Here is a 24,310-nt window from a genome sequence, read left to right on the forward strand (position 1 = left end):
CCGCGGTTGAAACGCACCTGCAGCAGGCTCGGGCGGCCATCGGTATGCGCCAGGCTGCGCGATGCATACGGTTGAGCGCGCCCGAAAAAAATGGCCCGCGGGCGCCGATGCGCTGCAGTCGCCGCGGTCCACCTGATGCGGCGCCGTCATCGACCGTGAGCGTCCACTGAAGCAGGTCATCCGCATGCAGATCGTTGGATGCCGGGATCAGGCAGCACCGTGTCTGAGTTCTCGTTCAACAGCGCTGCGTCGAGTTTGATCAAAACCCGCAACCCGTTCTAATAAACCAATGACGAAATTGGCAGGAAACCTGCTCGGCAAAACCAGAAAAACAGCGCTCCTCAATCCCACCGCCCGTCCCGCACCTGAACAACGTCCGCCTCGATCCGCACCGGAAACGCCACCACATCCTCATATGCTGGCGGCGCCAACACCTTCCCGGTCCTGATGCAAAACCGTGCACCGTGGCGCGGACAGACGACCACGTCGCCTTCCACCACACCGCCCGTCAGGACGCCGCCGTCGTGCGGGCAGACATCCTCGATTGCATAACAGGTGCCGTCGACGTTGAACAGCGCAACCTGCGCGCCATCGACCTCGACGCTGCGAACGGCCCCGGCCGGAAAATCCCCGATCGCGGCGACATCGACCCAGTCGGACATGTCAAAGCATCCCCAATTGCAGGCGCGCCGCATCCGACATCCGGTCTCTCGACCACGGCGGATCCCACACCAGTTCAACGTGCACGTCGTTCACTCCGCTCACCGGAAACACCGCATCCTCTACCGTCGCCGGGAAGGACTGCGCAACCGGGCAGCCGGGCGCGGTCAGCGTCATGCGGATCCCAACGCGGCCTTCGGCTTCGTCCACGTCAAGACCATAAACAAGCCCCAAATCGTAGATGTTGACCGGAATCTCCGGGTCGAACACGGTGCGCAGCGCGTCGATCACGCGCTCTTCAAGACGTTCTGTCGTTGTGCCTCTGCCGGGTTGTGCGACCTCAGCGCGCTTTAGCCAGTCGAATGTGCTCATCGTCTGCCTCACTCTGTCGAAACGGGGCGATCCCCGTCGTGCAGCGCGGCGTGCAGCGTATGCCAGGCCAGCGTCGCGCACTTCACACGCTCGGGAAATTCACGTACACCGGACAGCACCGCCAGCTTGCCCATCTCCGGCGCGGCTGCGGCCTGCGCTGCAGCGGCCGTTGTCACCATGTCGTGAAAGCGCCCGAACAGCGCTTCGGCCTCTGCTTCCGTTTTTCCTTTCAGCGCCTCGGTCATCAGCGACGCTGATGCTGTCGCAATTGCACAGCCTGCGCCTTCGAAACTCGCCTCTTTGACGATGCCGTCCTCGATTCGCAGATAAAGCGTAATCCGGTCGCCGCACAGCGGGTTATAGCCCTCAGCCATGTGATTGGCACCGGACAGTCCATGACAGTTGCGCGGCCGCCGGTAGTGGTCGAAGATGACTTCCTGATACAGATCGCGCAGATCGCTCATGTTCCGAATATCTCCCTGACCTTGCCGAGACCTTCGATCAGCGCGTCGATATCCTGCTGCGTGTTGTAGAGGGCGAGCGACGCGCGCACGGTCGCCGGTACGCCGAAGCGCTGCATCACCGGCATCGCGCAATGATGGCCCGCACGCACGGCGATGCCGTGATGATCGAGAATCGTACCGACATCATGGGCATGCACGCCGTCGAGCACGAACGACAGAATGCTTGCCTTGTCGCGTGCGCTACCGATGAAACGCAAACCCGGTATCACCCGCAGCGCATCCGTTGCATAGGCGAGCAGTTCGTTCTCGTGCGCGGCGATGACCTCCATGCCGAGGCTGTCGACATAGTCGAGCGCCGCGCCCAGCGCAATCGCGCCGGCAATGTTCGGCGTACCCGCCTCGAACTTCCACGGAATCGCGTTGTATTCCGTTTTCTCGAACGTCACCGAGCGGATCATGTCGCCGCCGCCCTGCCACGGCGGCATCGCCTCAAGCAGTGCGGCCTTGGCGTATAGCGCGCCAATGCCAGTCGGTCCATACACCTTATGCCCGGAAAACGCGTAGAAATCGCAATCTATCGCGCGGACGTCGACCGGCAGATGCGCGATTGCCTGTGCGCCATCCAGCAGCACCGGCACGCCCCGCGCGTGTGCCGCTGCAACGATGCGCTCCACCGGATTGATGCTGCCGAGCGCGTTGGCCAGGTGCGTCACCGCGACCAGCCGCGTACGTTCACTTAACAAGCGCTCGTACGCGTCAGCATCGAGTGCGCCCGTATCGTCGATCGGCACGACTTTCAGCGCCGCGCCCGTCTGCTCGCAGACGAGCTGCCACGGCACAATGTTCGAATGGTGCTCCATCGCGCTAATCAGGATTTCGTCGCCGGGTTTGATCTGCGGGCGAGCATAGCTCTGGGCGACGAGATTGATCGCTTCGGTCGTGCCACGCACGAACACGATCTCCTCCGGACGCTGCGCATTGATGAAGCGTGCAATCTTCGCGCGTGCGGCCTCGAATGAATCGGTCGCGCGCTGCGACAGCAGATGCACGCCGCGGTGCACATTGGCGTTGCTATGCCGGTAGTAAGCGTTTTCTGCGTAGATGACCGAGGCGGGCTTTTGCGTCGTTGCGCCATTGTCGAGATAGACCAATGGCCGTCCATGCACGCGCTCGCCCAGAATTGGAAAATCGGCTCGCCAGTGCTCGACATTGCGCGGATCGGGCGTCTGCATCTGTTCGATCGGCTTCATAGCAACTCCCTGATGCGCTCGCCTTCCGGGGTGCGCGCGAACAGCAGGTTTTCGAGCCGGCCACGCAGCGAATCGATGCGCACACCTTCGACAATGTCGCGTGCAAATGCGTAGGTCAGTAGCGCCCGCGCCATGCGCTCTTCGACACCTCGTGCACGTAAATAGAACAGCTGGTTCTCGTCCAGTTGACCGACCGTCGCGCCGTGTGTGCATTTCACGTCGTCGGCGTAGATCTCGAGTTGCGGCTTCGTGTCGATTTCCGCATCGCGTGACAGCAGCAGATTGTGATTCGCCTGATGCGTGTCCGTTTGCTGCGCATCGCGATGCACGATGACGCGCCCGTTGAACACGCCGCGCGCAGCGCCGTCGAGCACCCCGCGATAGTATTCGCGACTCGTGCCATGAGGCTCTGTATGATCGATGCGCGTATGGTGATCGACGTGCTGCCGGCCGCCAACGAAATAGAGACCGTTCAACGTGGCTTGCGCGTTCGCGGCGTTCAGGCTCGTGCGGATGCCCGTGCGCGACAACGCGGCGCCAAACGCAAACGCATGTGAGGTAAAACAGCTGCCGCGTTGCTGCGCAGCGGCGACCGACGCGATATGAAAAGCCTTCAGGCCCTCTTGCTGCAACCGGTAGTGCTGCACGTCCGCCTGCTCGTCTGCGACGATGCGGGTAACCGCATTGGTCCAATACGCGTCGTCGCCCACCCCTACGAAGTGCTCGACGATCGTGCAGCCCGAGCGTGCTCCTGCACGCACGACATTGAACGGCTGCACCGCAAGACCGGCTTCGTCAGTCAGGAATAGCATGTGCAAGGGTTGATCGATGACCTCGCCAGGCGGTAGCACGATGGCAAACCCATCCGTCATAAACGCCGTGTTCAGCGCGGCAAAGCCATCTGGATATGCCTGCGAGGCGATCGCCGCCTCAAGCAATTGCGGCATTTCTCTCAACGCCCGCGTGAGCGAGCCTACAAATACCCCATGCGGCAAGCCATCCAGCTTCGACAGCCGCGGCACATGTCGACCGTTGACGAAGACCAGTCGATGCCCGCCGGGGTCCAGCACGAGTTCACCGATGACGTACCGCACGTCACTATCGTCGGTGCGTTGTGCCCTGAAATGCCAGAGGCGTTTCCCGATAGTCGATACATTCGTGTACTTCCAGTCCTCGTGGCGGGTGGTCGGCAAACCCAGCGCGTCGAACTGTTCGAAGGCGCTTCGGCGCGCAGCACGCAGCCACGGCAACTCAGCGCCGGGCAACGTCTTCGCGAGTTGTCCAAAAGCCTGGTGGAAGAAGTCGAGCGATTCGTTTTTCATGAGTGCCCCGCACTTGCTACACTGAGTGCGCTGGCTGATTGCACGGCCTCATCCTCGATCCAGCCATAGCCCTTGCGTTCCAGCTCCAGGGCCAGGTCACGGGACCCCGACTTTACGATCCGGCCGTTCGCCAGCACATGCACGCGATCCGGCACGACGTAACCCAGAAGTCGTTGATAGTGCGTAACCAGCACAATCGCCCGTTCTGGACTGCGCATGCTGTTGACGCCCTGCGCAACGATCTGCAGCGCATCGATATCGAGTCCGGAATCCGTTTCGTCGAGAATGGCGAGCCGGGGCTCCAGCACCTCCATCTGCAGGATCTCATTGCGCTTCTTTTCTCCGCCGGAAAAGCCTTCGTTGACTGCGCGGTACAACAGGGTCTCGTCCATCTGCATCAGCGTCATTTTGTCCTTGACCAGTTGCAGAAACTCCATCGCGTCGAGTTCCGGCTCGCCACGATGCCGGCGCTGCGCGTTCAACGCTGCCTTCAGCAGATAAACATTGCTCACACCGGGTATTTCAACGGGATACTGGAACGCGAGAAACAGACCTGCGTGCGCACGCTCTTCAGGCCCGAGCGCCAGCAGATCGCGACCGAGATACAAGACCGTGCCGTCGGTGACGACAACGTCCTCGCGCCCTGCCAGCACCTGGGCAAGCGTGCTCTTGCCCGAGCCGATGGGGCCCATGATCGCGTGCACCTCGCCGGTCTTCACGCTCAGATCGATGCCGCGCAGAATCTTCTTGCCGTCGACTTCGACTTGCAGATTGCTGATTTCAAGCATGGTTCCAATCCCTCGCGAATCGCCGTGGGCCAGGTGCTAACGGTTAGCCCACACTGCCCTCCAGGCTGACACTGAGCAGCTTCTGCGCCTCGACAGCGAACTCCATCGGCAGCTCCTTGAAGACTTCTTTGCAGAAGCCGTTCACAATCATCGACACCGCATCTTCCGCAGACAGCCCGCGCTGCCGGCAATAGAACAGCTGGTCTTCGCCGATGCGTGATGTCGACGCTTCGTGCTCGACCTTCGCGGTCGGGTTCTTGACCTCGATATAGGGGAACGTGTGTGCGCTGCAACGGTCGCCGATCAACAGCGAATCGCACTGTGTGTAATTGCGCGCACCTTCGGCCGCACGGCCGACCTTCACGAGGCCGCGATACGCATTCTTTCCGCGGCCCGCTGAAATGCCTTTCGACAGAATCGTGCTGCGCGTATTGCGGCCGAGGTGAACCATCTTCGTCCCGGTATCGGCCTGTTGATAGTGGTTGGTCAGCGCCACCGAATAAAATTCACCGACCGAGTTATCGCCCTGCAGGATCACGCTCGGGTACTTCCACGTGATCGCCGAACCGGTTTCCACCTGAGTCCACGAAATCTTCGAATTCGCCTCGCGGCAATCGCCACGCTTGGTCACGAAGTTGTAGATGCCGCCCTTGCCCGATGCATCGCCCGGATACCAGTTCTGCACGGTCGAATAGCGGATCTGTGCCCCTTCCAGCGCAATCAGCTCGACCACAGCGGCATGCAGCTGATTTTCGTCGCGCATCGGTGCAGTGCAGCCTTCCAGGTAGCTCACATACGCACCCTTGTCAGCGATGATCAGTGTGCGCTCGAACTGCCCGGTGTTCTGCGCGTTGATGCGGAAGTAGGTAGACAGCTCCATCGGGCAGCGCACGCCCGGCGGGATGTAGCAGAACGAGCCGTCGCTGAACACGGCGGAATTCAGCGCAGCAAAGAAATTGTCGGTATGCGGCACCACCGAGCCGAGATACTTCTGCACCAGCTCGGGATGATGCTGCACGGCATCCGAGAACGAACAGAACACGATGAGTTCCGCAAGCTTTTCGCCGAACGTCGTGGCGACCGAGACGCTGTCGAATACCGCATCCACCGCGACGCCTGCCAGGAGTTCGCGTTCTTCCAGCGGCACACCCAGCTTTTCGTAAGCACGCAGCAGTTCCGGATCGACTTCATCGAGACTCTTCGGACGATTCCTCTGCGCCATCGGCGTGGAATAATAGACGATGCTCTGGTAGTCGATCGGCGGATGCCGGACACCCTCGCCGTCAGCGCGCTCGCCAGTCCCGCACTGAGCTTTGCGCAACTGGCACCCAACCCTGTGACCCGCGCGCAGGTCCGCGCCGAGCTCCTCCGTCTCGAGCAGGCCGGCTCTACCCCGGGCGCCGACAACGCATCCCACCCTGTCGATATATCCAGGCCGCCGAAGCGAAGATCGCGGCCCAGGACAGTCAGCAACTGTCGAGCGGTTGCGTAGGCGGCACGGCGCAGGAAGGCTCATCCCAGGCAGGTGCATCGGTCCATGCCGCGCCAGCCCGCTTTGTCTATGCGGGACGTTGACGCGCACGACAGTCGGGGCGAAGGACTCCAGCAGCGCTCATCAGGGCTGGCGCAGCCACCGCGACACAGGAGGCCTGCTTTACCAGCACGCTGGCTGCTCCTGCCCGAAAGGAAATCAACCGTAGCGGTCGCGGAACAAGACAGGGCACCCTGTTACAAGTTGTGCTTCGGGGAGCCCCCCCTTCGGCACCTGACACAGGCGCCCTGGCACACCACGGACTCGATGCGGAAATCCTGCTGCTTCATTCAGTTCGCGAGGCCTGACCAGGATATCCCAGAACTGACGGCCTTTTTCAGCAAGATACTGCGAGAGACTGATGGAATCCCTGATCAATCGCGCGATATATCACCCGCTCGTCGCGCTGCCCATGTTCTATCTGACTGACCTGATGTGCAACCTCGACTGCAGTCTGGCTGTCGCTACGCTCGTCATGGCGTCTACCTTTGCTTGCCACCTGTCGCGGATACTCAAAACCCGCCACCGCCGCAACAAACGCCGCGAACGCTGCGTCAATGCCTGAACCAGGCTAAAACTGGCCAGCCGTTGCAGTAGCGTCGCAGTCGAGCAATCGTTCGCGTTGCTCGCTTATCAGCATGCCGGCACGATCAGTCCAGCTTGCGCCTGTCGCACACGCGCCCAAATCCCCCTGCGTCCCGCTCAACGGCGGGCGGATCATTGTGACCCACACGAGAATCAGGGTTAAACGCATTCCAGCAGGTGCAAACGTTGCCTAGCCCGACCTTCGCAAGCTCGGCGTTTTTCGGTGTGACGCCGAGGCGGAATACGGCTTAGATAAGGCGTAGATATTGAATTTCGCTTGATTCTTTGATTTGAAGATGCTACGCCAAGAGCAAGAGAAGGGATCTGCGCGTAGTCGGGCTGGGCCTGCTGGTCAGCGAGACGGGCCATGTGCCGTTGTTGTACCGGACGTATCCCGGCAACGGATCGGACCAGGCAGTGCTTGCGGCGTGCCTGGCGCGCCTGGCGCAGTTGCACGAGGCGCTGGATAGTGCCGAGGGTCGCGAGCGGCCGGCGCAGCGCACGGTGGTGCGGGACGGCGGGTTCTGGAGCCCGCAGCTCGAACTCGATCTGGATGCCGCCGGCTACTACAGCCTCATCTCGTTGCCGCTGGGGCACAAGGCCGCGGAAGAGGCGCTGCAGATGGCGGCGCAACGCGGTGCGATGAAGCCGCTGTCGGGCAAGCTCAGTGACGTGCGGGCGGCGCGGATGCGAACGCGTGTTGGTGAGTTGGACCGCACGCTCGTGGTGGTGGTGGAGAGCCAGGAGCTGCTGGCGGGCCAGAAGCGCGGGATCGCGGTGGCGTTGCGCAAGGCGAAGGCGGAATTGAGCACGCTGCAGGGGTTGGTCGAAAAGGGCCGCATTACGCGCAGTCGGCTGGAGCTGCGAGTCAAGAAGGCGCTCGCCCGGGAACATCTGGCGAGCTTCGTTGTGGCTACCATCGCCGGGAGCGAGCCGGCACCGTCCTTGCACTGGCACGTCGATGACGCATTGCGTCGCACGCTGGAGCGCACACGGCTGGGCAGACGGGTGCTGTGTACAGATCGGCACAACTGGAGTAACGGGCGCATCGTCCACGCCTTCCGAGGGCAGTGGAATGTCGAGGAGTTGTTCCGCCGGGCGAAGAAAGGGGGTGTGGTTCCGTGGGGCCCGTCGCACCAGTGGGCCGACGGATCGCTGCGGCTGCACACCTTCGCGACCGTGCTCGGCCTGATGCTCGTGAGCCTGGCAAAGATCGCTCTGCGCACCGAGGTTTCGGCCCGTCGGATGATGGACGCCCTGGCCGAAATCAGCGTGACCCTGGTGAGGACGAAGACCGGAGCAACCGGACGACGACCCACTGCGATGCTGGCGCCGGAGCTCACGGCCGAGCAGAGGCGCGCCGTGAAGGTCTTCGAGCTGCAGCGCTGGGCGCAAACATTATTTCATGTATGAATTCAGAGCCAATTTGGCCATCAAACGAGGGCATAACCCATCGATTTGAAAACCTTGTTTTGCGAAGGTCGGGCTAGACTGGGTAGAGCTACTGTATGAATGCGTGATCCTGTGGGTCACAGGTTCCGATCGTTCTATCCCGGGTAACCCGATCGATCCGCCAGTCGAACGGATCAGCGGTTTCCAGATTGCGGGGGACTAAATCATGGGACATCAACCGGACATTGTGGGCGAGCGGCGCCGCCTGATTCGGCGTTGCATCGCGGCAGGCGGTCTGGCGGGCACCTTCACTTCCTGGAGCCGCGCGACATGGGCGGAAGGACACATCGATTTGCCCTTCAAAGGCGGCCAGCGCGACCTGACGAACGCATTCCCGCAAAAGGGCGAAATGATCCTGCTACGGACCCTGCCGCCGTTACTGGAAACCCCTTTAACAGTATTCGACCACGGGGTGTTCACACCCAATGACCAGTTTTATGTGCGCTGGCACCTGGCCAATATTCCCACGCAGATCGATGGTGCCGCGTTCCGGTTGAATGTGCACGGGGCCGTGAAGCGGAACTTAGCCTGAGTCTGACTGAGCTGCTCAAGAACTTTCCCCGCGTGGAATTTGCCGCTGTCAACCAGTGCTCGGGCAACTCCCGAGGGTTCTTCACTCCGCCTGTCGCGGGAGGTCAATGGGCGAACGGCGCGATGGGCAACGCGTTGTGGACTGGTGTGCGCTTGCGCGACATTCTGGACCGGGCGGGTGTAAAGGCCGGTTCAGTTGCGGTTCGCGTTCATGGCCTGGATACGGGCGTCATACCCGCGACCCCGGTTTTCATGAAGTCATTGCACGTCGATCATGCCCGCGACGGAGAAGTTATGGTCGCCTATGCGATGAATGGCCAGCCACTTCCGATGGTGAACGGATTTCCGACGCGCCTGATTGTCCCATGCTGGTATTCGACTTACTGGGTCAAGATGCTCAGCGACATCGAAGTCCTGGCACAGCCGGACGATAACTTCTGGATGGTTCAAGTTGAGGAGGAATGCACCGTGCAAGTCTCACGTCGCCACTTCATGATATTTGCCGCGTCGCTGGCGTCGACCGCGGTACTCACCAACGAGGCGCGAGCTGACGCGCCCATGCTCTCTGAAAGCGATCCTACGGCCCAGTCGCTCGGGTATAAACCGGACGCGACCCAGATCGACAAAGCCAAATATCCAAAATACCAGGCTGGACAGTCGTGTGCGAATTGCCAGCTCTATCAGGGCAAGCCAGGTGATGCTGCCGGGCCGTGTCCGATCTTTGGCGGAAAACAGGTCAGTGCCAAGGGATGGTGCAGCGCGTATGTGAAAAAAGCCTGACCTGCGGATCGATCAAGGTTCAGTTTGCTGCCCTTCGACAAACAATTGCTTGCAAGCCCTGCCTTGTCACACACCGCGATGTTTGCTTGCCTGCACACGGGCGGCCACCCGTATCGATGCGATGAGCGTTCTGCGCGGCGGCATTCGCTGCCGAAGAAAACGTCGCAGAAGCTGACCGGACCGACGCAGGAGGAAGTCGCCGCCCGCGCATGTGCTGGGGCACCAGCGTCGGATGCGCCGTTCTGGGCTACGCCGCCCACCGCTTCGTTTGCAAGGTGACTGCCGTCCTGTGCGGCAACCTTGCCATGCCCGATGATACGGGCCATTTTCGACGGCCTATTTCATCGCGTCGATGCGGCGCTCGGCGTCGAAACGAGCATGTTCGATCGCTTGCTCCGGAGTTCCCGCAGGCGCCTGCGGATTTTTCCAGTAGACGGGCGGTTTGGTCAACGTGTATGCCCAGTCCCACCGGCCGTCCTTTTGTTGGGTCACGTAAACGCTGTAGTTGACCTCGTTGTACGAGAAATTGTGGCTGGCCATGAAGGTTTCTCTCGGGATTTTCTAGGAATCCTAGCATGAAGGAGCTATCCGTAAGCCGGCTCTCCGGCGCAGGTGAATGAGTGCTGCTCCGCGTTCAGGAACATCCAGATTTGTCGCGCCGGCGGCCCGGCGAGTGCGCGCAAATACACCGCAGCAGCGCCCGCAGGTGCAGTGCTCTCCGATGCGCATCCTTCACGTTGCCAACGCCATCAAGCGTCAGCTGGTCGTACGGGTTTGTGGCGGCCATCTGGCCGCAAAGGTCAGTGCGCGCCGCGCAAGGCTGAACCCAGAGATCCATTCAAAGAGCGATAACCCGCCTCGCTTCAGACTCGGCAACCGGCAACGGAGGTCACTCCATCGACGGCGATTCCATCGGTCCAGCAAACAGTGCGCGGTCGAAGAACGAATCGTCCAGTTCCAATATTTCATCGTCGCCCAGAAGGATCACGACTAACTGCCGTGAACCGTTCCCGGGCACTTCTGCGACTTCCCCGATGGTCTGCTTCGGCGTCCGGTCGTCCGTAAATCGCACCCAGTAGTAACCCGGCACCACGGGTCGCGCGTCCATCCACTCCATAACTAATACCCCCCTTGATCTGGCGAAATCGATCGCTGCCGCATCGCCGATTTTATCGCTGCGGCCTAGACGGCGGTTTCACGCAAGTATGAGTCTGGATCGCTGCGTCGGGCGAACTGCAGAGTCCGGCCGCTCCGCCAATCCGCACCGACGATCAGTGGCCGACTCCGCGCGAAAAACACATGCGTACCGTGAGATTGCGCCGGGGTACTGATCCTTTGTTGCGGGGGACCTGTTCCCCGAGGCTTAGCTGTTGCCACGTGGCGCACCGTGCGTTCGTGACCTGGTGGCTGAATGTCCATTTTGGTCTCGTTAGTTGCAGCTTTGGGTCGGTGCACGCCTGCCGCCGATCTCCCGCCGTCAACCGTAGTGAGGCTTCGCAACTGCCTGCGAAGCCGTTGGGGCGACATTGGCGGCGGGCCCGAAGGACTTGTTGTTCCGGACGCACGCGCAGGGCATGTGTATGCCTGCTTCCAGGCTGATACCCGCACCGGGGTGGGCGGTCAACTCTTACCTGCAGCCCAATGAGATGCGGGATCTCATTCCGGCTCATCGAAGACGCCCGCTTAGAGATCCTGTCTGAAATGCTGGACCCAACCGGTTTCAAAGCCGAGGGGATATTCCCTCGCAATTTGTGTTGATAGATCAATGCAATGCTCTGCTTCAAACGATTCGGAAATGCGGCCACTACGATCGCCGGCATCGAACTGATGCATCGCATTCGCAAAGGCCAGTTCGATCTCACCAGCATGCACCTCAAAGACACCACTTCGCCCTCGATCTGGATGGCGGTTCTTTCAGCTCGTCGAGTGTCCGAAATATGGGCGTGGTTCGAAAATCGACAATTTTGGGTAACACGGACGAGCTGAACCGCACCGCTCGTAGAGCGGTGGAATTGGCAGTCCGATTGAATTGGAGGTCCTGGGTATCGACCTTCCGCCCTGTTGCGCCGCGTCGAGCAGGTGCACGCCCCAGGTGTCGCCGTCGCGATGGGCCTCGGCCGCCAGCAAATAGCAGTAGGTCGACCCGGCATCGACGCCAGCGAGCACCGGCCGCGAGCCCTGGAAGATCTCGTCGTGTAAGCCCACCCGAATGCCGGACAGGTCCTGCGCTCGGTTGAGCGCGCCCGCTTGCTGCGCGGCCCATTGCTGCACGTCGTGAACATTGCCCACACTGGTGGACACGCCCAGCAGGTCGCGCATGAACTCCACCACACCGCGATACGAGCTGCGGCAGATCAGCGTCAGCGCGAGTGTCACCTGGCGCAGCCACCGCTTGCTGACCGGCAACTCGAACAGCACTTCCTCCTCCGGCACCGCCGACGCGAACGCGTCTTCCAGCGCGGCGCGGGCCTTGTCCGTTTGCTGATAGACGAACTTGCGGCTCACGCCGTGCTGGGCGGCCAGCGCGCTGACCGTCCCGGATCCCGCCAACGCCCGAACCGCCAAGTCCTGACGCTGGGGTTCAGGCAGCTTCGCTGCCGCGCTATCGGATCGATTCATGCACGCACCACGACTGAGAAAAATGGGCCGCCATTATCGACCATCGCCACCTCATCCGGCGCCACGCGTGTCACCCATGTATGAACCTCGCCGTTCATGGACGATGTTATTGACTGCTCTCAAATAATGTGGGCCCGTTTTCACGTAATGTGGTCCCGGGCGCTCTGATATTTGCAGCTAATGTGGTCCCGAAACCACCGATGCAATCGGTCCCGACCATTTATGCAATCGGGCCGCTACAGTAGCCTGCGTCGGGTTTATCGACCTATTCTGGAAGCATTCGCCGTGCGTCACGATTGATCGCGGGCAAGGGGGCATCATGAATGTACAGGATGGTTTCACCGCCTGCATTGGCAACACGCCGCTGATCCGGCTTGCAAAGCTCAGCGCGGAGACCGGGTGCGAAATTCTCGGCAAGGCGGAGTTCCTGAATCCGGGCGGATCGGTGAAAGACCGCGCAGCGCTCTATATCATCGAGGACGCCGAGCGGCGTGGCGTGCTCAAGGCGGGCGGCACGGTGGTGGAAGGCACCGCCGGCAATACCGGGATCGGGCTGGCGCATATCTGCGCCGCGCGCGGTTATCGTTGCGTGATCGTCATTCCGGAGACCCAGTCGCAGGAAAAAATGGACCTGCTGCGCGTACTCGGCGCGCAGGTGCGTCCGGTGCCGGCGGTGCCGTACAAGGATCCCAACAACTACCAGAAGATCGCCGGCCGTCTGGCGCAGGAGATCGAGAACGCTATCTGGGCCAACCAGTTCGATAACCTCGTCAACCGGCAGGCCCACTATGAAACCACCGGACCGGAAATCTGGCGCAACACGGCTGGCACGGTGGATGCCTTCGTGTGTGCCACCGGGACCGGCGGCACGCTCGCAGGCGTTGCGCGTTTCCTCAAGGAACAGAATCCGGCAGTTAGAACCGTGCTTGCCGACCCGCACGGCAGCGGGCTGTACAGTTTCGTGAAAACGCGCGACATCAGGGCGGAAGGCAATTCGATCACGGAGGGCATTGGCTCCAGCCGTGTCACCGCCAACCTCGAGGGCACGCCTATCGACGACGCGGTGCGCATCGATGACCAGAGCTGCGTGACGATGGTGTACCGCCTGCTGCGGGAAGAGGGGCTGTTCGTGGGCGGTTCCAGCGGCATCAATGTGGCGGCAGCCGTCTGGCTGGCGCGGCAGACGGGGCCGGGCCACACCATCGTCACGTTGCTGTGCGATCGTGGGGACCTGTATTTTGCCCGGCTATTCAATCCCGCCTGGCTGATGGAAAAAGGATTGGTGCCGGCCTGAGGAGGTGGCTTTCACGTTACCGCATCACCCGCGAACCCGCGGCGTGTCCCGCTAGCAACGAGAGCGCGCCCCCTTTTCCGGCTGGAACGTAATCAGAAAACTGGCCGGTGTGCTGCCGTAGACGTGCAGCGGCAGCGCAACGAATTGGTCCAGCGCGGTCGATGCAGTGTTGTCTGATTGCGGGTTACCGCTCGAACTCTGCATCGAGGCGCTCAGCTCAGCAGAGATCCGTCCGGCGCGCATGTCACCGCGCCGACCGCCGACCTGTTGCCCTCAATGTCGGTCGGCGCCACGAGTTTCGGACGCACCGGGCACCCGCCTGGTCGGCGTAAACACGCGACGCCGTTGAACCGCTCTGCCGTCACGTCGAGGAATAGCCTTTTTCCCTCTCCGGCAGAACCGTGCGTAGTGCACCACACCCTTCCCGCAATACGGCTCAGGAGAGGGCAGTCCGGCTCGACGCCGCTCCCGCCGAACAGCCTTCCCTCTTCTGAGCGCCGCGGCGTGCCCGATGCGAAGCACGTGCCCGACGCCGAAAAAATTCTGTCCGACCGCACACACGCTATTCTGATTCGAACGACTACAGTTAAGTAGCAGGAAGACTGTTGTGCCCGTGGAGCCAGTCCGCCTCGCGGTTGCGGGCGGCATGCAGTACGAAGGTGTGAAGGAAAATGAAGTTGTTCATCTGCGCACTGCTGTTTGCCGCCGCGTCTCTCTGCGCGCGTGCTGACACCCTATTGCTCCATTCTCCCAGCGTGCTCGTGTACGACGTCGCGCGCGGCGAAGTCCTGCTCGAAAAGAACGCTGACGACGTTCGACCCATCGCATCGCTGACGAAACTGATGACGGCGATGGTCGTCATTGACAACGCGCAGGCGATGGCGGATACCCTGACAATTGACGACGCGGACATCGACCGGCTCAAGCACTCGGGTTCCCGCCTCCCGGTCGGCGCGTCGCTCGACCGCGAGGAGATGCTGCGCCTCGCGCTCATGTCATCCGAAAACCGTGCAGCGTCCGCCCTGTCACGCTCCTTCCCGGGCGGCCAGTCCGCGTTCATCCAGCAGATGAATCTGAAAGCGCACGCGCTGCACATGACCGACACGCATTTCGACGATCCGACGGGCCTCTCGCCGGACAATGTCTCGACGGCGCGCGATGTCGCCAGGATGGCGAACGCGGCTTCGCACTATCCGATGATCAGCTCGTTCACCACGCTGACCGCGTACGAACAGGCAATCGGCAGTCGGACCAGGTTTTATCACAACACCGATCCGGTCGTCCGCTGGGCGGACTGGGACGTTCAGCTCGCGAAAACCGGTTACACGCGCGAGGCCGGACGCTGCATCGTCGCCGACGTCGCCATGCCAGGTGGCCCGCTGATCATCGCGCTGTTGGGCGCAAGGACGTCCGGCGCCCGTGCCGCCGATCTGGCGGCGATCCGCAACTGGCTAAACGGCGATCAGCCGCCCGTCGCCGTGCCTCGCATGTATTACGTCTCTGCACGTTCGCATCATCATCATCGAGCCATCGCCAGCCAGGCGCAGCGCGTGAAGGTGCGATTCGCATCCTGGCGAACCGTGTCGGCTGTCCCGTCACGTCGCCACGCATCGCATCGGATCAGTGCCAGTCAACCCGGAGCGTAGGGTGCCCGAACTGTCGCTACTCAAATACGCCGCAAGGCAACTCGTCGTGGCGGCCTTCACCGACTCGCTCAATACCTTGCGGAGTCGCTAAAGCAGTACCGCGCGAGAACGTGCGGGCTCCGTAACCGCTGCCCCGCACGTGATCTGATTATCGCCGCCCGGCGTCCGCGCGGCCTGCGGCACGAAGGACAGCCCTACACCGTTGCACGCCGCGTATTTTTTCCCATTGCAGCGTCAACCCATGTCGTCAAGGTTGCGCTATAGGTGCAGCGCTGAACTTTTTCAGTCACGACAAAAAAAGGGAATCACGTGAAGTCGATGTTCGCTGCTCTGGCTTCCGCTCTGCTCGCTTCGACGGCTTTCGCACAAACTGCAGCGCCGAAAGGCCGGCACCGCAGCACAAGGTGGCGCAACGAAGACGACAGCCGACAAGGCGTCTGCTGAAGCTGGCATCAAGAAGATTCCGGCCGCGCACCCGAAGGCCAAGGCACACAAAAGGTGAGCAAGAAGGCCGTCAAGGCACGAGCCGAAAAGGCCAGGACCGATGCTGGCAACGAAGCGAACGCCGCTGCCGCGAAAACCGACGTGACCGTGAAAGCGCGACAAGGACCATCGGATGCACACCGCCGCGTTGATATCGGAATGCCATACAGGGCAAGTCGAGGACTCGCCTTTTTTCGTTGGTAGATTCCACCTGCCAGTACAGGAGTGTCAGTTCCGCATTGACCGCAGCCGCGGCCCGCTCACGCGCTGAATCAATCAGCCGTCGGACTTCGTCAAGCAGGGAGGAAGGCGTAAGGTCGCTCATACTTTCACGTTCAGGTCAGCGAGGTTAGCGCTTTAAATTGCTGTGGGGAAGCCCCTTCCTTTTCAATTCCAGCGGGGAGCGCGCACAGCCAACGGATTGGAGATTGTCTCCGCGGTGCGGAGACAATCTCCCGGATACCCGCTCGGCCTCGCGGCGCCAGCTTCACTGAGTGAGCCAGCCCCGCCGGCCATTTCTCGCGAATGTCTACGGGACCGGTAACCGAGCCGACCGGCCCACGCCGACACTCGCCCGCTTCATCCCGATGTCCGTCGCAGGCCCGAGCCCGATGCGGCGGGCCATGCACGAAGAAGGCACGGCGGCAGGATGGGGACGAGGCTGCGCCGCCCGCTTCGCGCCCCTCATCGGTGCTGCACTTTGCGCGTCGCCATATACGTGTCAAACAGGAGCACCTGGGTCGGCGTGCCCATGCTGCCCCGCTTCACCAGCTGGTACAGGCGGTTGGCGGTCGGCGTGATCCCGAAGCGGAAGAACAGTAGCGCGCAGACCTCGCGGTACAGCTCGCGCGTCTTCGGGATTTCGGCCTTCAGACGGTCGATTTCAGCGGCGAGACGGATTTCGTCAGGCAGGGCGTCGGCCATGGAAGCATGCTGGGGTGGAATCGGATAAATAATACAACGTAAACCGGCCGATATCTAACGCATCAAATGCCATATTTTGACATTACGGCTATGTTGAAAATTGCCACGCAGGGCCGCCTGCCATTGCGCGCCTCGACGCGCTTCCCGGAAAAGCTCACCTTCATGTCGAATCCGGCCGCCCGCAGCGGCGTTGCGCTGCAACCCGCTCCGCTCGAAACGCTCGCTATCCCTGCGGCGCTTGACGGTCGCACGGGATCGAACCGCGCGATCGGCGGCCATGCGCAGATTGCCGCGGCAAATGACCTGGAGGCAATACAGGCATGGCTCGCGCGCTTTGCCGACAAGCCGGCGACCTTCGACAGCTACCGCAAGGAAGCCGAGCGGCTGCTGCTCTGGGCCATCGTCGAACGCGGCCGCGCGCTGTCGTCGCTCACGACCGAAGACGCGATCGCGTACCGGACGTTCCTGCGCCATCCGTCGCCGCGGGGACGCTGGATCGGCCCGGTGCGCCCCCGCACGTCACCGGACTGGCGGCCGTTTAACGGCACCCTGTCGGCGCGCTCGGTCGCGCACGCGCTGTCGATTCTCGGCGCCCTGTTCCGCTGGCTGGTCGAACAGCGCTACGTGCTGGCCAATCCGTTTGCGGGCATCAGGGTGCGCGGTGGCAAGACCGCATCGGCGCTCGACGCGTCGCGCGCCTTTACCGACGGCGAATGGGCACTGATTCGTACGATGGCCGACGGGCTGGAATGGTCTCACGGCTGGACGGTTCCGGCCGCGCAGCGCTTGCGGTTCCTGCTCGATTTTGGCTTTGCGACGGGTTTGCGCGCGAGTGAGCTGGTCGGCGCGACGCTCGGCCACGTCGAGACGGATGCACGCGGCGAGCACTGGCTGCGCGTCACCGGCAAAGGCGGCAAGATGGCGCGGGTGGCGCTGCCGCCGCTCGCGTGGGACGCACTGGTCCGCTATCTGGCCGGGCGCCAGTTGCCGACTACTACGGCGCGCTGGCGACCGGACACACCGGTCATCGGCAGCCTGGAAGTGGACAGTGACGCGGCCATCAGCAGTGTGCGGCTGTGGAGCGTGCTCGAGCGCTTTCTCGTCCTTGCCGCCAATGCCATCGAGGCCGATCACCCGCCGCTCGCGGAGAAGCTGCGCCGCGCGAGCCTACACTGGATGCGGCACACCCACGCCACCTACGCGCTGGGGCACGGAGCCGAACTCACGACGGTGCGCGACAACCTGCGGCACGCCTCCGTCTCGACGACGTCCATCTACCTGCACAGCGACGAAGTGAAGCGCGCGCGGCAGATCGGCGAGGCTTTTACAAACCGGAGGTGAGAGTACCAGCTCGCGTTACGGACGCGCCTGTCAGGAGCCGTCCGTTATGCCCGCCTACGCGCTTCACGATGCCCCGCAGCCTGTGCCCTGATGCCGGCGACAATCGCCAACCTCATCAGACCAATACGCATACCGCTTTACCCGCATAAACGACAGCACCTTGAAACCCGTCATGGAAAAACCTGAATTCGAGCCGCAGATTCTGGCAAACCGGCAAGGCGTGTCATTCCGCCTCGTCAGAGGGCAAACCCTCGTCGAATGCATCATCACGACCACAGCACTCGAGGCCCACTTCTGGCTCGAAGACAGGGCCGACGACCTCCGGATCCTCAGGACCTTCCGCGACGGATATAGCCGCATCCGCGCGATCGCTGAACGCAAGCTGCTCGCGCACCAGGGCGCACGCGTCGAACTGACACCTGACGATTTCAGGCGCCACTGATCAAAGCGACCAAGGCAGGTTACGCCACATCGTTGTCCGCAGGGAAATCACGGGTTGCTCAACTCGGATGCCCCTTTTCGAACGGATGAGGTCGTGGCCCGCTATCCCATCCTTCTGCCAGACGGGGTTGCGGCGAAGCTCAGCGAGAGGCCGTGAGCGTTTGACAGTTAGTTGCGTCACGAGCGCCGGACGCCTTGAGTACGCACGGGCTGCTGGGCTATCTCTGGCGCGTAGCTCAAACGGAAAAACCGACGGACGTTGCGGCCGTCCCTTGTACTGAGCCGTTCGCCTGCGACGATAGCCTGCAGCGAAAAGGGGCCCTTGCGGTGCAGATGTGCGACGCGCGGCGATGCGTCGCGTTCGCATGGTGCCGACTGGCGATCTGCGTCTGCCCGTCAGCGGTCTGAGGTGGAGCGCACTTTCGATTTTTTCTGAAGGACGGTCATCGAGGCCGTGACGGTTTTGCGAGTGACACCGACGCGCAAGCTGCTGACTATCCTCAACGCAATGGTCAAAACAGGGAAGCCGTGGGACGCTGTTTTTCATCAGTCAGATTCCAAAAACGCTTGACGTTCAAGACAGTTGCTCAGGGCGTGAAGCCGCCGTCCACCGTCTCTCAGCCCGGACGCCCGTTTCCCAAGGTTAAGCAGTCGATCGCGTGTCCAAACGCAGCGACGGAATCGGCATAAATGCCCGAAGGCGGAACCGATGCTCCAAGAGTTGAATCCCCGAATCCCCTTCGTCAACGCTTAGAGGACGCCGCCGCCCAGGCTTCCTTCGAGCACTCGCGCCTCCAGGTGTTACGCCCTTCCTCTACAGCAAATGCCCTTCCGTCACACATCCATTCGGCGTTCGGACGAAGTACAACGATTTGCCTGGAGCGGATAATGCAAGAAGTAGGGTTTTCCCTGATGTAATCGTGCGACTGTTTGCCTTCCACCCAGGCCAGTAAATTCGATGGAGGCTCAATGAAGAGACACGCGCTGCTCTGTGAGCCTCTCACTCTCGCGCCGGCCTTCGAGTCGCGAAAGCTTGACCTCTCTTTTGACGAGAGCACCTGGCACCCACCGGCTAAATTAAGGAACATTCAATGGAACACTACAGCGGTACCCTTTCCCCCGAGGCCGCAAACGTCTCCGCTGATCTTTTAGAGAAACTCGCATACGCTACGACGGAAACAGCCCCACTAGTAGCAGGTCGCCGAACATTCTTCAATTATCGGGATCTCGGTGTTTCCGACGCCACAGACGGTCGAATGAGGGCACAGGTGACCGTGGCGACAGGCGTGATGCAGCAGACCGGTTGGCATTACCATGTTTGCGAAACGCAGTTTATTTTCACCCTCCGAGGCTGGATAGATCTTCAGTTCGAAGATGGTCGAGTTATTCGGGTTGGCGCTGGCGAATCGCTTTATATTCCACCTGGTCTCAAACACAATGAAACGGCAATCTCGGAAGACTTCGAGTTCCTGGAAATTTCAGTGCCGGCCAGGATGGGAACAGTACCGTGCGAGCCTCCTGAAGGTTTAAAGATCCTCGGCTGAATTGCACGACGTACCGCTTGGCTCGCAATGCGCACTGAGACGCAGTAAGCATGACCTGAAGTCGTGCTTACCATGCAAGCTAACGGTTCTTACCAACCACGCGGCATCCGGCAGCGCCAATGTTCTGCTTGTCTTGCATTCCTAGGCGAAGCCGACGGTGCACGCAACAGAGACCGCGAAAGTCCGACGGCTGGACGGAGCCTATGTATCAGTTCAACGGGTATGATGCCTGGTATGTTCGTTACATAAGTCGTCTGGCCGATTGACCTGTCCGGCGGCTGAAGCCCAGGCGATGAAAGGAAGGCCGAAACTGCATCTGTCGTTAAGTCCAGAGGACAGAGCCGCGCTCAACGACTTCGCGCAGCGCGGCGGCAATAGTCCAGCGCTGGCTTTTCGCGCCCGGATCGTCCTGGCCTGTGCAGAGGGACTGGACAATGCTGTTGTGGCCGCTCGCGTTCAGTCGACGGCGCACACAGTCTCCAAATGGCGCAGAAGGTTCATCATGGATGGCCTGCAGGGCTTGACGGATCTTCCTCGCAGCGGAGCTCCCCAAAGAATCGGCGATTCGACGGTGGCCGCGATTGCATCTCGCAAGCCCGACGGTGTCACGGCAGTAAGCAGCGCCCGTCACGTCGCACGAGAGTCTAACGTTTCCGCCTCCACTGTCGGCCGGATATGGCAGAACATGGACAGGCCGGTAAAACGGTCCGGATCCCACGGACAATCCCGTACCGCGCCTCCTTCTGCTGGATCCGAAGTCGTTTCCATAAAGGCAGCGCCGCCCACCGTCAACCAGGAAGGAGAGGGTTCCAGTGATGACAGACTGGCTACCGACGTGGGTTCCGGTGAGTCGCCGTATCCGCCTGACGATCTTGCGCAGGCGTTTCGCATGGCACCGGTTGGCCTGCTCCTGTCCAGGCAGCGAGTCATCGTGTCTTGCAACTACACGTTCGGTGAAATATTTGGGTGTGCGCCCAACGAACTGGCTGGGCGCTCACTGGAATACCTCTACCCCTCCCAGGACGAGTTTCGACACATCGGCGAGCGCGCATGGCTGGCAATGAAGGAGACGGGCTTTTATTCCGATGAGCGCATCATGCAAAGGCTTGATGGCAGCCCGTTCTGGTGCCACGTTTCCGGGCGCTCAATGAACCGCAACGATCCATTTGCAACGGCGATTTGGGCATTCGAGGATATTTCGTCGGTCCGTCGGGTGACCCGCGACCTGACTCGGCGCGAGCGCGAGGTCGCACAACTGTTGGTGACGGGAAAAAGCAGCAAGCAGATCGCGCGCGAACTGCAAATTAGTCATCGAACGGTTGAAGCACACCGTGCCCGCCTTATGCGCAAGTATGCAGCCATGACGACGGGAGAACTGATCGGCAAGCTACTCGGGCGCGATCGGTGACCTTCTGCACTACCTCTGCGCCACATTGCCACGTTACGGGTCATACGCCCGAAGAAACGCGGATTAATGAAAGGAAGTTAAGACGCATCTTACCGGTGTTCACCCTAATGTAATTCGACGACTGCCATCCCAGTGATGACGCGGGTAAATTTCCCAAATGCACATTGATGGGAGAACGCGATGGGAGTGGCGATTGTAGGCTGGGCGCACTTGCCGTTTGGCCGGTTCGACGGCGCAAGCCTTGAGGATCTGATCGTGCGGGCCGGCCGCGAAGCCGTGAAGGATGCGGGCCTGCAAGGCGAAGAAATCGACGGCACCTGGCTGGGCAATCTGAATGGTGGTCTGGTCCCGGACATCTTCGCTTCGTCACTGACGCTGAATTGCAGCGATGGGCTGCGTTGGAAGCCAGCGGTGCGTATCGAGAACGCCTGCGCGTCGGGCGCCGCCGCAATTTATTCGGCATGCGATGCGATTGAGGCGGGCCGTGCGCGTACCGCGCTGGTAATCGGCGCCGAAAAAATGACCGATGTATCCGGCGAAGATGTTACGCGCATTCTTGGTAACTGCGCATACTCGGGCGAGGCGGGAAATCCACCCGGGGGCTTCCCGGGAATCTTCGCCTCAATCGCGCAGGACTATTTCGCGCAGTACGGAGACCATTCGTCGGCGCTCGCGCGTATAGCCGCAAAAAATCACGCGAACGGCGTCGACAATCCGTGGGCGCATATGCGGCGAGATCTCGGCTTTGAGTTCTGCAATACCGTATCTGAAAAAAATCCGATGATTGCGTCACCGCTGCGCAAGACAGACTGCTCGCTAATCTCCGATGGCGCTGCGGCACTGGTGCTTGCCTCGAGCGATGCGGCCGCAGATTTTCCGCGTGCGGTCTCAATCCGTTCCCGTGTGCAGGTCAACGACTATCTGCCGCTGGGGCGCCGCCATGCTGCGTCGTTCGAAGGTCCGAAGCGCGCCTGGCGCGGCGCACTCGAGCGTGCCGGTTGCGCGGTGGACGACTTGTCGTTCGCCGAGGTTCACGATTGCTTCACGATCGCTGAGTTGCTCAGCTACGAAGCAATGGGCCTGGCCGCTGCTGGCCAAGGCCGTCGTCTTATCGAAGAAGGGGTCGTTGCCCGTGGGGGGCGGCTACCGGTCAACGCTTCGGGCGGGCTCAAAGCGAAAGGCCACCCGATCGGCGCCACAGGCGTGTCCATGCACGTGATTGCTGCGATGCAATTGACCAATACGGCAGGCGCAATGCAGGTTCCCGATGCCTCACTCGCCGGCGTCTTCAACATGGGAGGCTCCGCGGTGGCGAGCTATGTCAGCATTCTGGAGCGCAGCCGATGAACATCGCCCGGTGGCTGCAGCGCACTGCAGCGATCTTTCCCAAGCGGCTCGCGGTTCTGCACGGCGACGAACCCTGGCTCGAATACGGGCAACTTGCAACACGCGTGGCGGCGCTAGCGGGTTTCCTGAGCGAGCAATGCGGTGTACAGCCTGGTGCTCGGGTTGCTATCTACTCCGCCAACCGTCCCGAATATCTGGAGGTGCTTCAGGCCATCTATTGGGCAGGTGCCGTTTCCGTGCCTGCTAACTGCAAGCTGCATCCCAGAGAGTTGGAGTACATCCTGGATGACGCCGGGGCTGACGTGCTGTTCGTTTCGAGCGAGTTGCTGTCGACATTGGGCGACCTGCAACGCGGTAAACGGCGCTGCGTCGTGTTCGGCTCGGACGAATACCTACATGCGGTCGAATATGCACCGGCCGACCTGCATCACCGTCAGCCCGACGATCTCGCGTCGTTGTTCTACACATCCGGAACAACTGGGCGACCGAAAGGCGTCATGCAGACTCACCGGAACCTGATGGCGATGACCGCGTGCTATTGCATTGACGTGGACGATGTCAGCCCCGAAGACGCGATGGTCTACGCAGCGCCGATGTCTCACGGGGCCGGACTTTACCACTATGCGTACATCTTGCGGGGCGCGCGTCACGTGGTGCCGCGGTCGGGTGGATTCGAGCCCGAGGAGCTGGCTGGTCTGGCCGCGCGTGTCGGACCTCTCGCGATGTTCGCGGCACCGACGATGGTCAAACGGCTTGTCGATCATTTCCGCGCAGTCGATGCAGATCCCGCTGGCTTCAAGACGATCGTCTATGGCGGTGGACCGATGTATGTAAATGACTTACAGCAGGCTTTGGAAGTGTTGGGTCCGCGCCTCGTGCAAATCTATGGGCAGGGCGAAAGCCCGATGACAATTACCGCACTCGGACGTCACCATCTCTCAGACCGGAAGCATGCTCATTGGTTGGCCCGTGCCGCTTCGGTGGGTGTCGCACAGTCGCTCGTCGAAGTCGACGTCGTGGCGCGAGATGGAAGCTCCGCCCCGAAAGGAGAAACAGGCGAGGTCGTTGTGCGCGGCGCCGCCGTAATGCCTGGCTACTGGAACAATGCGTCCGCTACGTGCGACGCGATCCGCAACGGCTGGCTCTATACGGGCGATACCGGCAGTCTCGACGAGGACGGATTTCTCACGCTGAACGACCGATCGAAGGATCTGATCATTTCGGGCGGCTCCAACATCTATCCGCGAGAGGTAGAGGAAACCTTGCTGGCTCATCCGTCGGTGTCGGAAGTGTCGGTAGTGGGACAGCGAGACGACGAATGGGGTGAGGTGCCCGTGGCTTTCGTGGTGCTTCACGCGGGCCGTCAAACGACCCGCGACGAACTGGACGAGTGGTGTGCGCAGCACATCGCACGCTTCAAGCGCCCGAAACACTACCGGTTCACCAATGAGTTGCCAAAAAACAGTTACGGCAAGGTATTGAAAACGGAGTTGCGCACCCGGCTCGGCCAGTAGCCGTTGCGCAAGCT

Annotated in this window: 20 protein-coding genes and 7 pseudogenes; 15 read left to right on the plus strand and 12 right to left on the minus strand. The window is 61.4% G+C overall.

Going from position 1 to position 24,310, the window contains the following annotated elements; all coding sequences use genetic code 11:
• Nucleotides 1–341: 341 nt before the first annotated feature.
• The 7 genes from OKW43_RS39895 to sufB are packed head-to-tail and all read right to left on the minus strand — an operon-like array spanning nt 342 to nt 6,177.
• Nucleotides 342–662, minus strand: coding sequence for a non-heme iron oxygenase ferredoxin subunit (locus OKW43_RS39895; protein WP_429454231.1), 321 nt, complete (start codon nt 660–662; stop codon nt 342–344).
• Between the two features lies 1 nt (nt 663).
• Nucleotides 664–1,032, minus strand: a complete 369-nt coding sequence (locus OKW43_RS39900) for an SUF system Fe-S cluster assembly protein (protein ID WP_187638523.1) — start codon at nt 1,030–1,032, stop codon at nt 664–666.
• An 8-nt stretch (nt 1,033–1,040) separates the two neighbouring features.
• Complete coding sequence (sufU, locus tag OKW43_RS39905) at nt 1,041–1,496, minus strand: Fe-S cluster assembly sulfur transfer protein SufU (RefSeq protein ID WP_429454233.1); 456 nt, start codon at nt 1,494–1,496, stop codon at nt 1,041–1,043.
• Complete coding sequence (locus OKW43_RS39910; RefSeq protein WP_429454235.1) at nt 1,493–2,746, minus strand: SufS family cysteine desulfurase; 1,254 nt, start codon at nt 2,744–2,746, stop codon at nt 1,493–1,495. Before OKW43_RS39910 ends, sufU begins: the two co-directional genes overlap by 4 nt.
• Nucleotides 2,743–4,068 carry a Fe-S cluster assembly protein SufD gene (sufD, locus tag OKW43_RS39915; protein ID WP_429454237.1) on the minus strand — a complete coding sequence of 442 codons (1,326 nt, stop codon included), beginning with the start codon at nt 4,066–4,068 and terminating at the stop codon, nt 2,743–2,745. The genes OKW43_RS39910 and sufD overlap by 4 nt, the downstream gene beginning before the upstream one ends.
• The gene (gene sufC, locus OKW43_RS39920; RefSeq protein ID WP_429454239.1) at nt 4,065–4,856 is read right to left on the minus strand and encodes a Fe-S cluster assembly ATPase SufC; all 792 of its coding nucleotides are present in this window, start codon (nt 4,854–4,856) and stop codon (nt 4,065–4,067) included. The genes sufD and sufC overlap by 4 nt, the downstream gene beginning before the upstream one ends.
• 43 nt (nt 4,857–4,899) lie before the next feature.
• Nucleotides 4,900–6,177: a Fe-S cluster assembly protein SufB gene (gene sufB / locus OKW43_RS39925; RefSeq protein ID WP_429454241.1), complete on the minus strand. Its 1,278-nt coding sequence runs from the start codon at nt 6,175–6,177 to the stop codon at nt 4,900–4,902.
• Between sufB and OKW43_RS39930 the strand changes: the two are divergent.
• The 6 genes and pseudogenes from OKW43_RS39930 (at nt 6,121) to OKW43_RS39955 (ending at nt 9,735) form a co-directional block, all read left to right on the plus strand.
• Nucleotides 6,121–6,431, plus strand: a pseudogene (locus OKW43_RS39930) (DUF4148 domain-containing protein). The gene sufB and the pseudogene OKW43_RS39930 overlap by 57 nt on opposite strands.
• Before the next feature lie 317 nt (nt 6,432–6,748).
• Entirely contained in the window at nt 6,749–6,952 is a 204-nt protein-coding gene (locus OKW43_RS39935) for a hypothetical protein (RefSeq protein WP_429454243.1), read from the plus strand.
• Between the two features lie 332 nt (nt 6,953–7,284).
• Nucleotides 7,285–8,385: pseudogene (locus tag OKW43_RS39940) on the plus strand (IS1634 family transposase); the annotation flags it as partial.
• Nucleotides 8,386–8,590: 205 nt separating this feature from the next.
• A complete protein-coding gene (locus OKW43_RS39945; protein WP_429454245.1) occupies nt 8,591–8,956 on the plus strand; it encodes a hypothetical protein in 366 nt (121 codons plus the stop codon).
• A gap of 32 nt (nt 8,957–8,988) precedes the next feature.
• Nucleotides 8,989–9,336 (plus strand): annotated as a pseudogene (locus tag OKW43_RS39950) (molybdopterin-dependent oxidoreductase); the annotation flags it as partial.
• Between the two features lie 87 nt (nt 9,337–9,423).
• Entirely contained in the window at nt 9,424–9,735 is a 312-nt protein-coding gene (locus OKW43_RS39955; protein ID WP_429454762.1) for a high-potential iron-sulfur protein, read from the plus strand.
• 336 nt (nt 9,736–10,071) lie between these two features.
• On the opposite strand, the gene OKW43_RS39960 is transcribed toward OKW43_RS39955, so the two are convergent.
• Complete coding sequence (locus tag OKW43_RS39960; RefSeq protein WP_429454247.1) at nt 10,072–10,275, minus strand: hypothetical protein; 204 nt, start codon at nt 10,273–10,275, stop codon at nt 10,072–10,074.
• Between the two features lie 349 nt (nt 10,276–10,624).
• Entirely contained in the window at nt 10,625–10,843 is a 219-nt protein-coding gene (locus OKW43_RS39965) for a hypothetical protein (RefSeq protein ID WP_429454249.1), read from the minus strand.
• A 653-nt stretch (nt 10,844–11,496) separates the two neighbouring features.
• Here OKW43_RS39965 and OKW43_RS39970 point away from each other — a divergent pair.
• A pseudogene (locus tag OKW43_RS39970) lies at nt 11,497–11,589 on the plus strand (IS6 family transposase); the annotation flags it as partial.
• A gap of 60 nt (nt 11,590–11,649) precedes the next feature.
• On the opposite strand, the gene OKW43_RS39975 reads toward OKW43_RS39970, so the two are convergent.
• On the minus strand, nt 11,650–12,354 hold the full coding sequence (locus OKW43_RS39975; protein ID WP_429454251.1) for a hypothetical protein: 705 nt from the start codon (nt 12,352–12,354) through the stop codon (nt 11,650–11,652).
• 319 nt (nt 12,355–12,673) lie between these two features.
• Between OKW43_RS39975 and OKW43_RS39980 the strand changes: the two genes are divergently transcribed.
• Nucleotides 12,674–13,648, plus strand: a complete 975-nt coding sequence (locus tag OKW43_RS39980; protein ID WP_429454253.1) for a cysteine synthase A — start codon at nt 12,674–12,676, stop codon at nt 13,646–13,648.
• Nucleotides 13,649–14,319: 671 nt separating this feature from the next.
• A complete protein-coding gene (locus tag OKW43_RS39985) occupies nt 14,320–15,294 on the plus strand; it encodes a D-alanyl-D-alanine carboxypeptidase family protein (RefSeq protein WP_429454255.1) in 975 nt (324 codons plus the stop codon).
• 691 nt (nt 15,295–15,985) lie between these two features.
• Here OKW43_RS39985 and OKW43_RS39990 read toward each other — a convergent pair.
• Both OKW43_RS39990 and OKW43_RS39995 read right to left on the minus strand, forming a co-directional pair.
• Nucleotides 15,986–16,102, minus strand: a pseudogene (locus tag OKW43_RS39990) (PDDEXK nuclease domain-containing protein); the annotation flags it as partial.
• A 404-nt stretch (nt 16,103–16,506) separates the two neighbouring features.
• Nucleotides 16,507–16,701, minus strand: a pseudogene (locus tag OKW43_RS39995) (DNA-binding protein); the annotation flags it as partial.
• A gap of 195 nt (nt 16,702–16,896) precedes the next feature.
• Here OKW43_RS39995 and OKW43_RS40000 point away from each other — a divergent pair.
• From OKW43_RS40000 to OKW43_RS40025, 6 genes and pseudogenes are all read left to right on the plus strand, one after another.
• Nucleotides 16,897–18,042: pseudogene (locus OKW43_RS40000) on the plus strand (tyrosine-type recombinase/integrase); the annotation flags it as partial.
• A 172-nt stretch (nt 18,043–18,214) separates the two neighbouring features.
• Nucleotides 18,215–18,484 carry a DUF1488 family protein gene (locus OKW43_RS40005; RefSeq protein ID WP_429454257.1) on the plus strand — a complete coding sequence of 90 codons (270 nt, stop codon included), beginning with the start codon at nt 18,215–18,217 and terminating at the stop codon, nt 18,482–18,484.
• A 1,090-nt stretch (nt 18,485–19,574) separates the two neighbouring features.
• Nucleotides 19,575–20,027 carry a cupin domain-containing protein gene (locus OKW43_RS40010; protein ID WP_429454259.1) on the plus strand — a complete coding sequence of 151 codons (453 nt, stop codon included), beginning with the start codon at nt 19,575–19,577 and terminating at the stop codon, nt 20,025–20,027.
• A 292-nt stretch (nt 20,028–20,319) separates the two neighbouring features.
• Nucleotides 20,320–21,435 (plus strand): LuxR C-terminal-related transcriptional regulator, encoded by a 1,116-nt coding sequence (locus OKW43_RS40015; RefSeq protein ID WP_429454261.1) that lies wholly within the window; start codon nt 20,320–20,322, stop codon nt 21,433–21,435.
• A 180-nt stretch (nt 21,436–21,615) separates the two neighbouring features.
• Entirely contained in the window at nt 21,616–22,782 is a 1,167-nt protein-coding gene (locus tag OKW43_RS40020) for an acetyl-CoA acetyltransferase (RefSeq protein WP_429454263.1), read from the plus strand.
• The gene (locus OKW43_RS40025; RefSeq protein WP_429454265.1) at nt 22,779–24,296 is read left to right on the plus strand and encodes an AMP-binding protein; all 1,518 of its coding nucleotides are present in this window, start codon (nt 22,779–22,781) and stop codon (nt 24,294–24,296) included. Before OKW43_RS40020 ends, OKW43_RS40025 begins: the two co-directional genes overlap by 4 nt.
• Nucleotides 24,297–24,310: the final 14 nt, after the last annotated feature.

The organism is Paraburkholderia sp. WC7.3g, assembly GCF_050436345.1.
GTDB lineage: Bacteria > Pseudomonadota > Gammaproteobacteria > Burkholderiales > Burkholderiaceae > Paraburkholderia > Paraburkholderia podalyriae.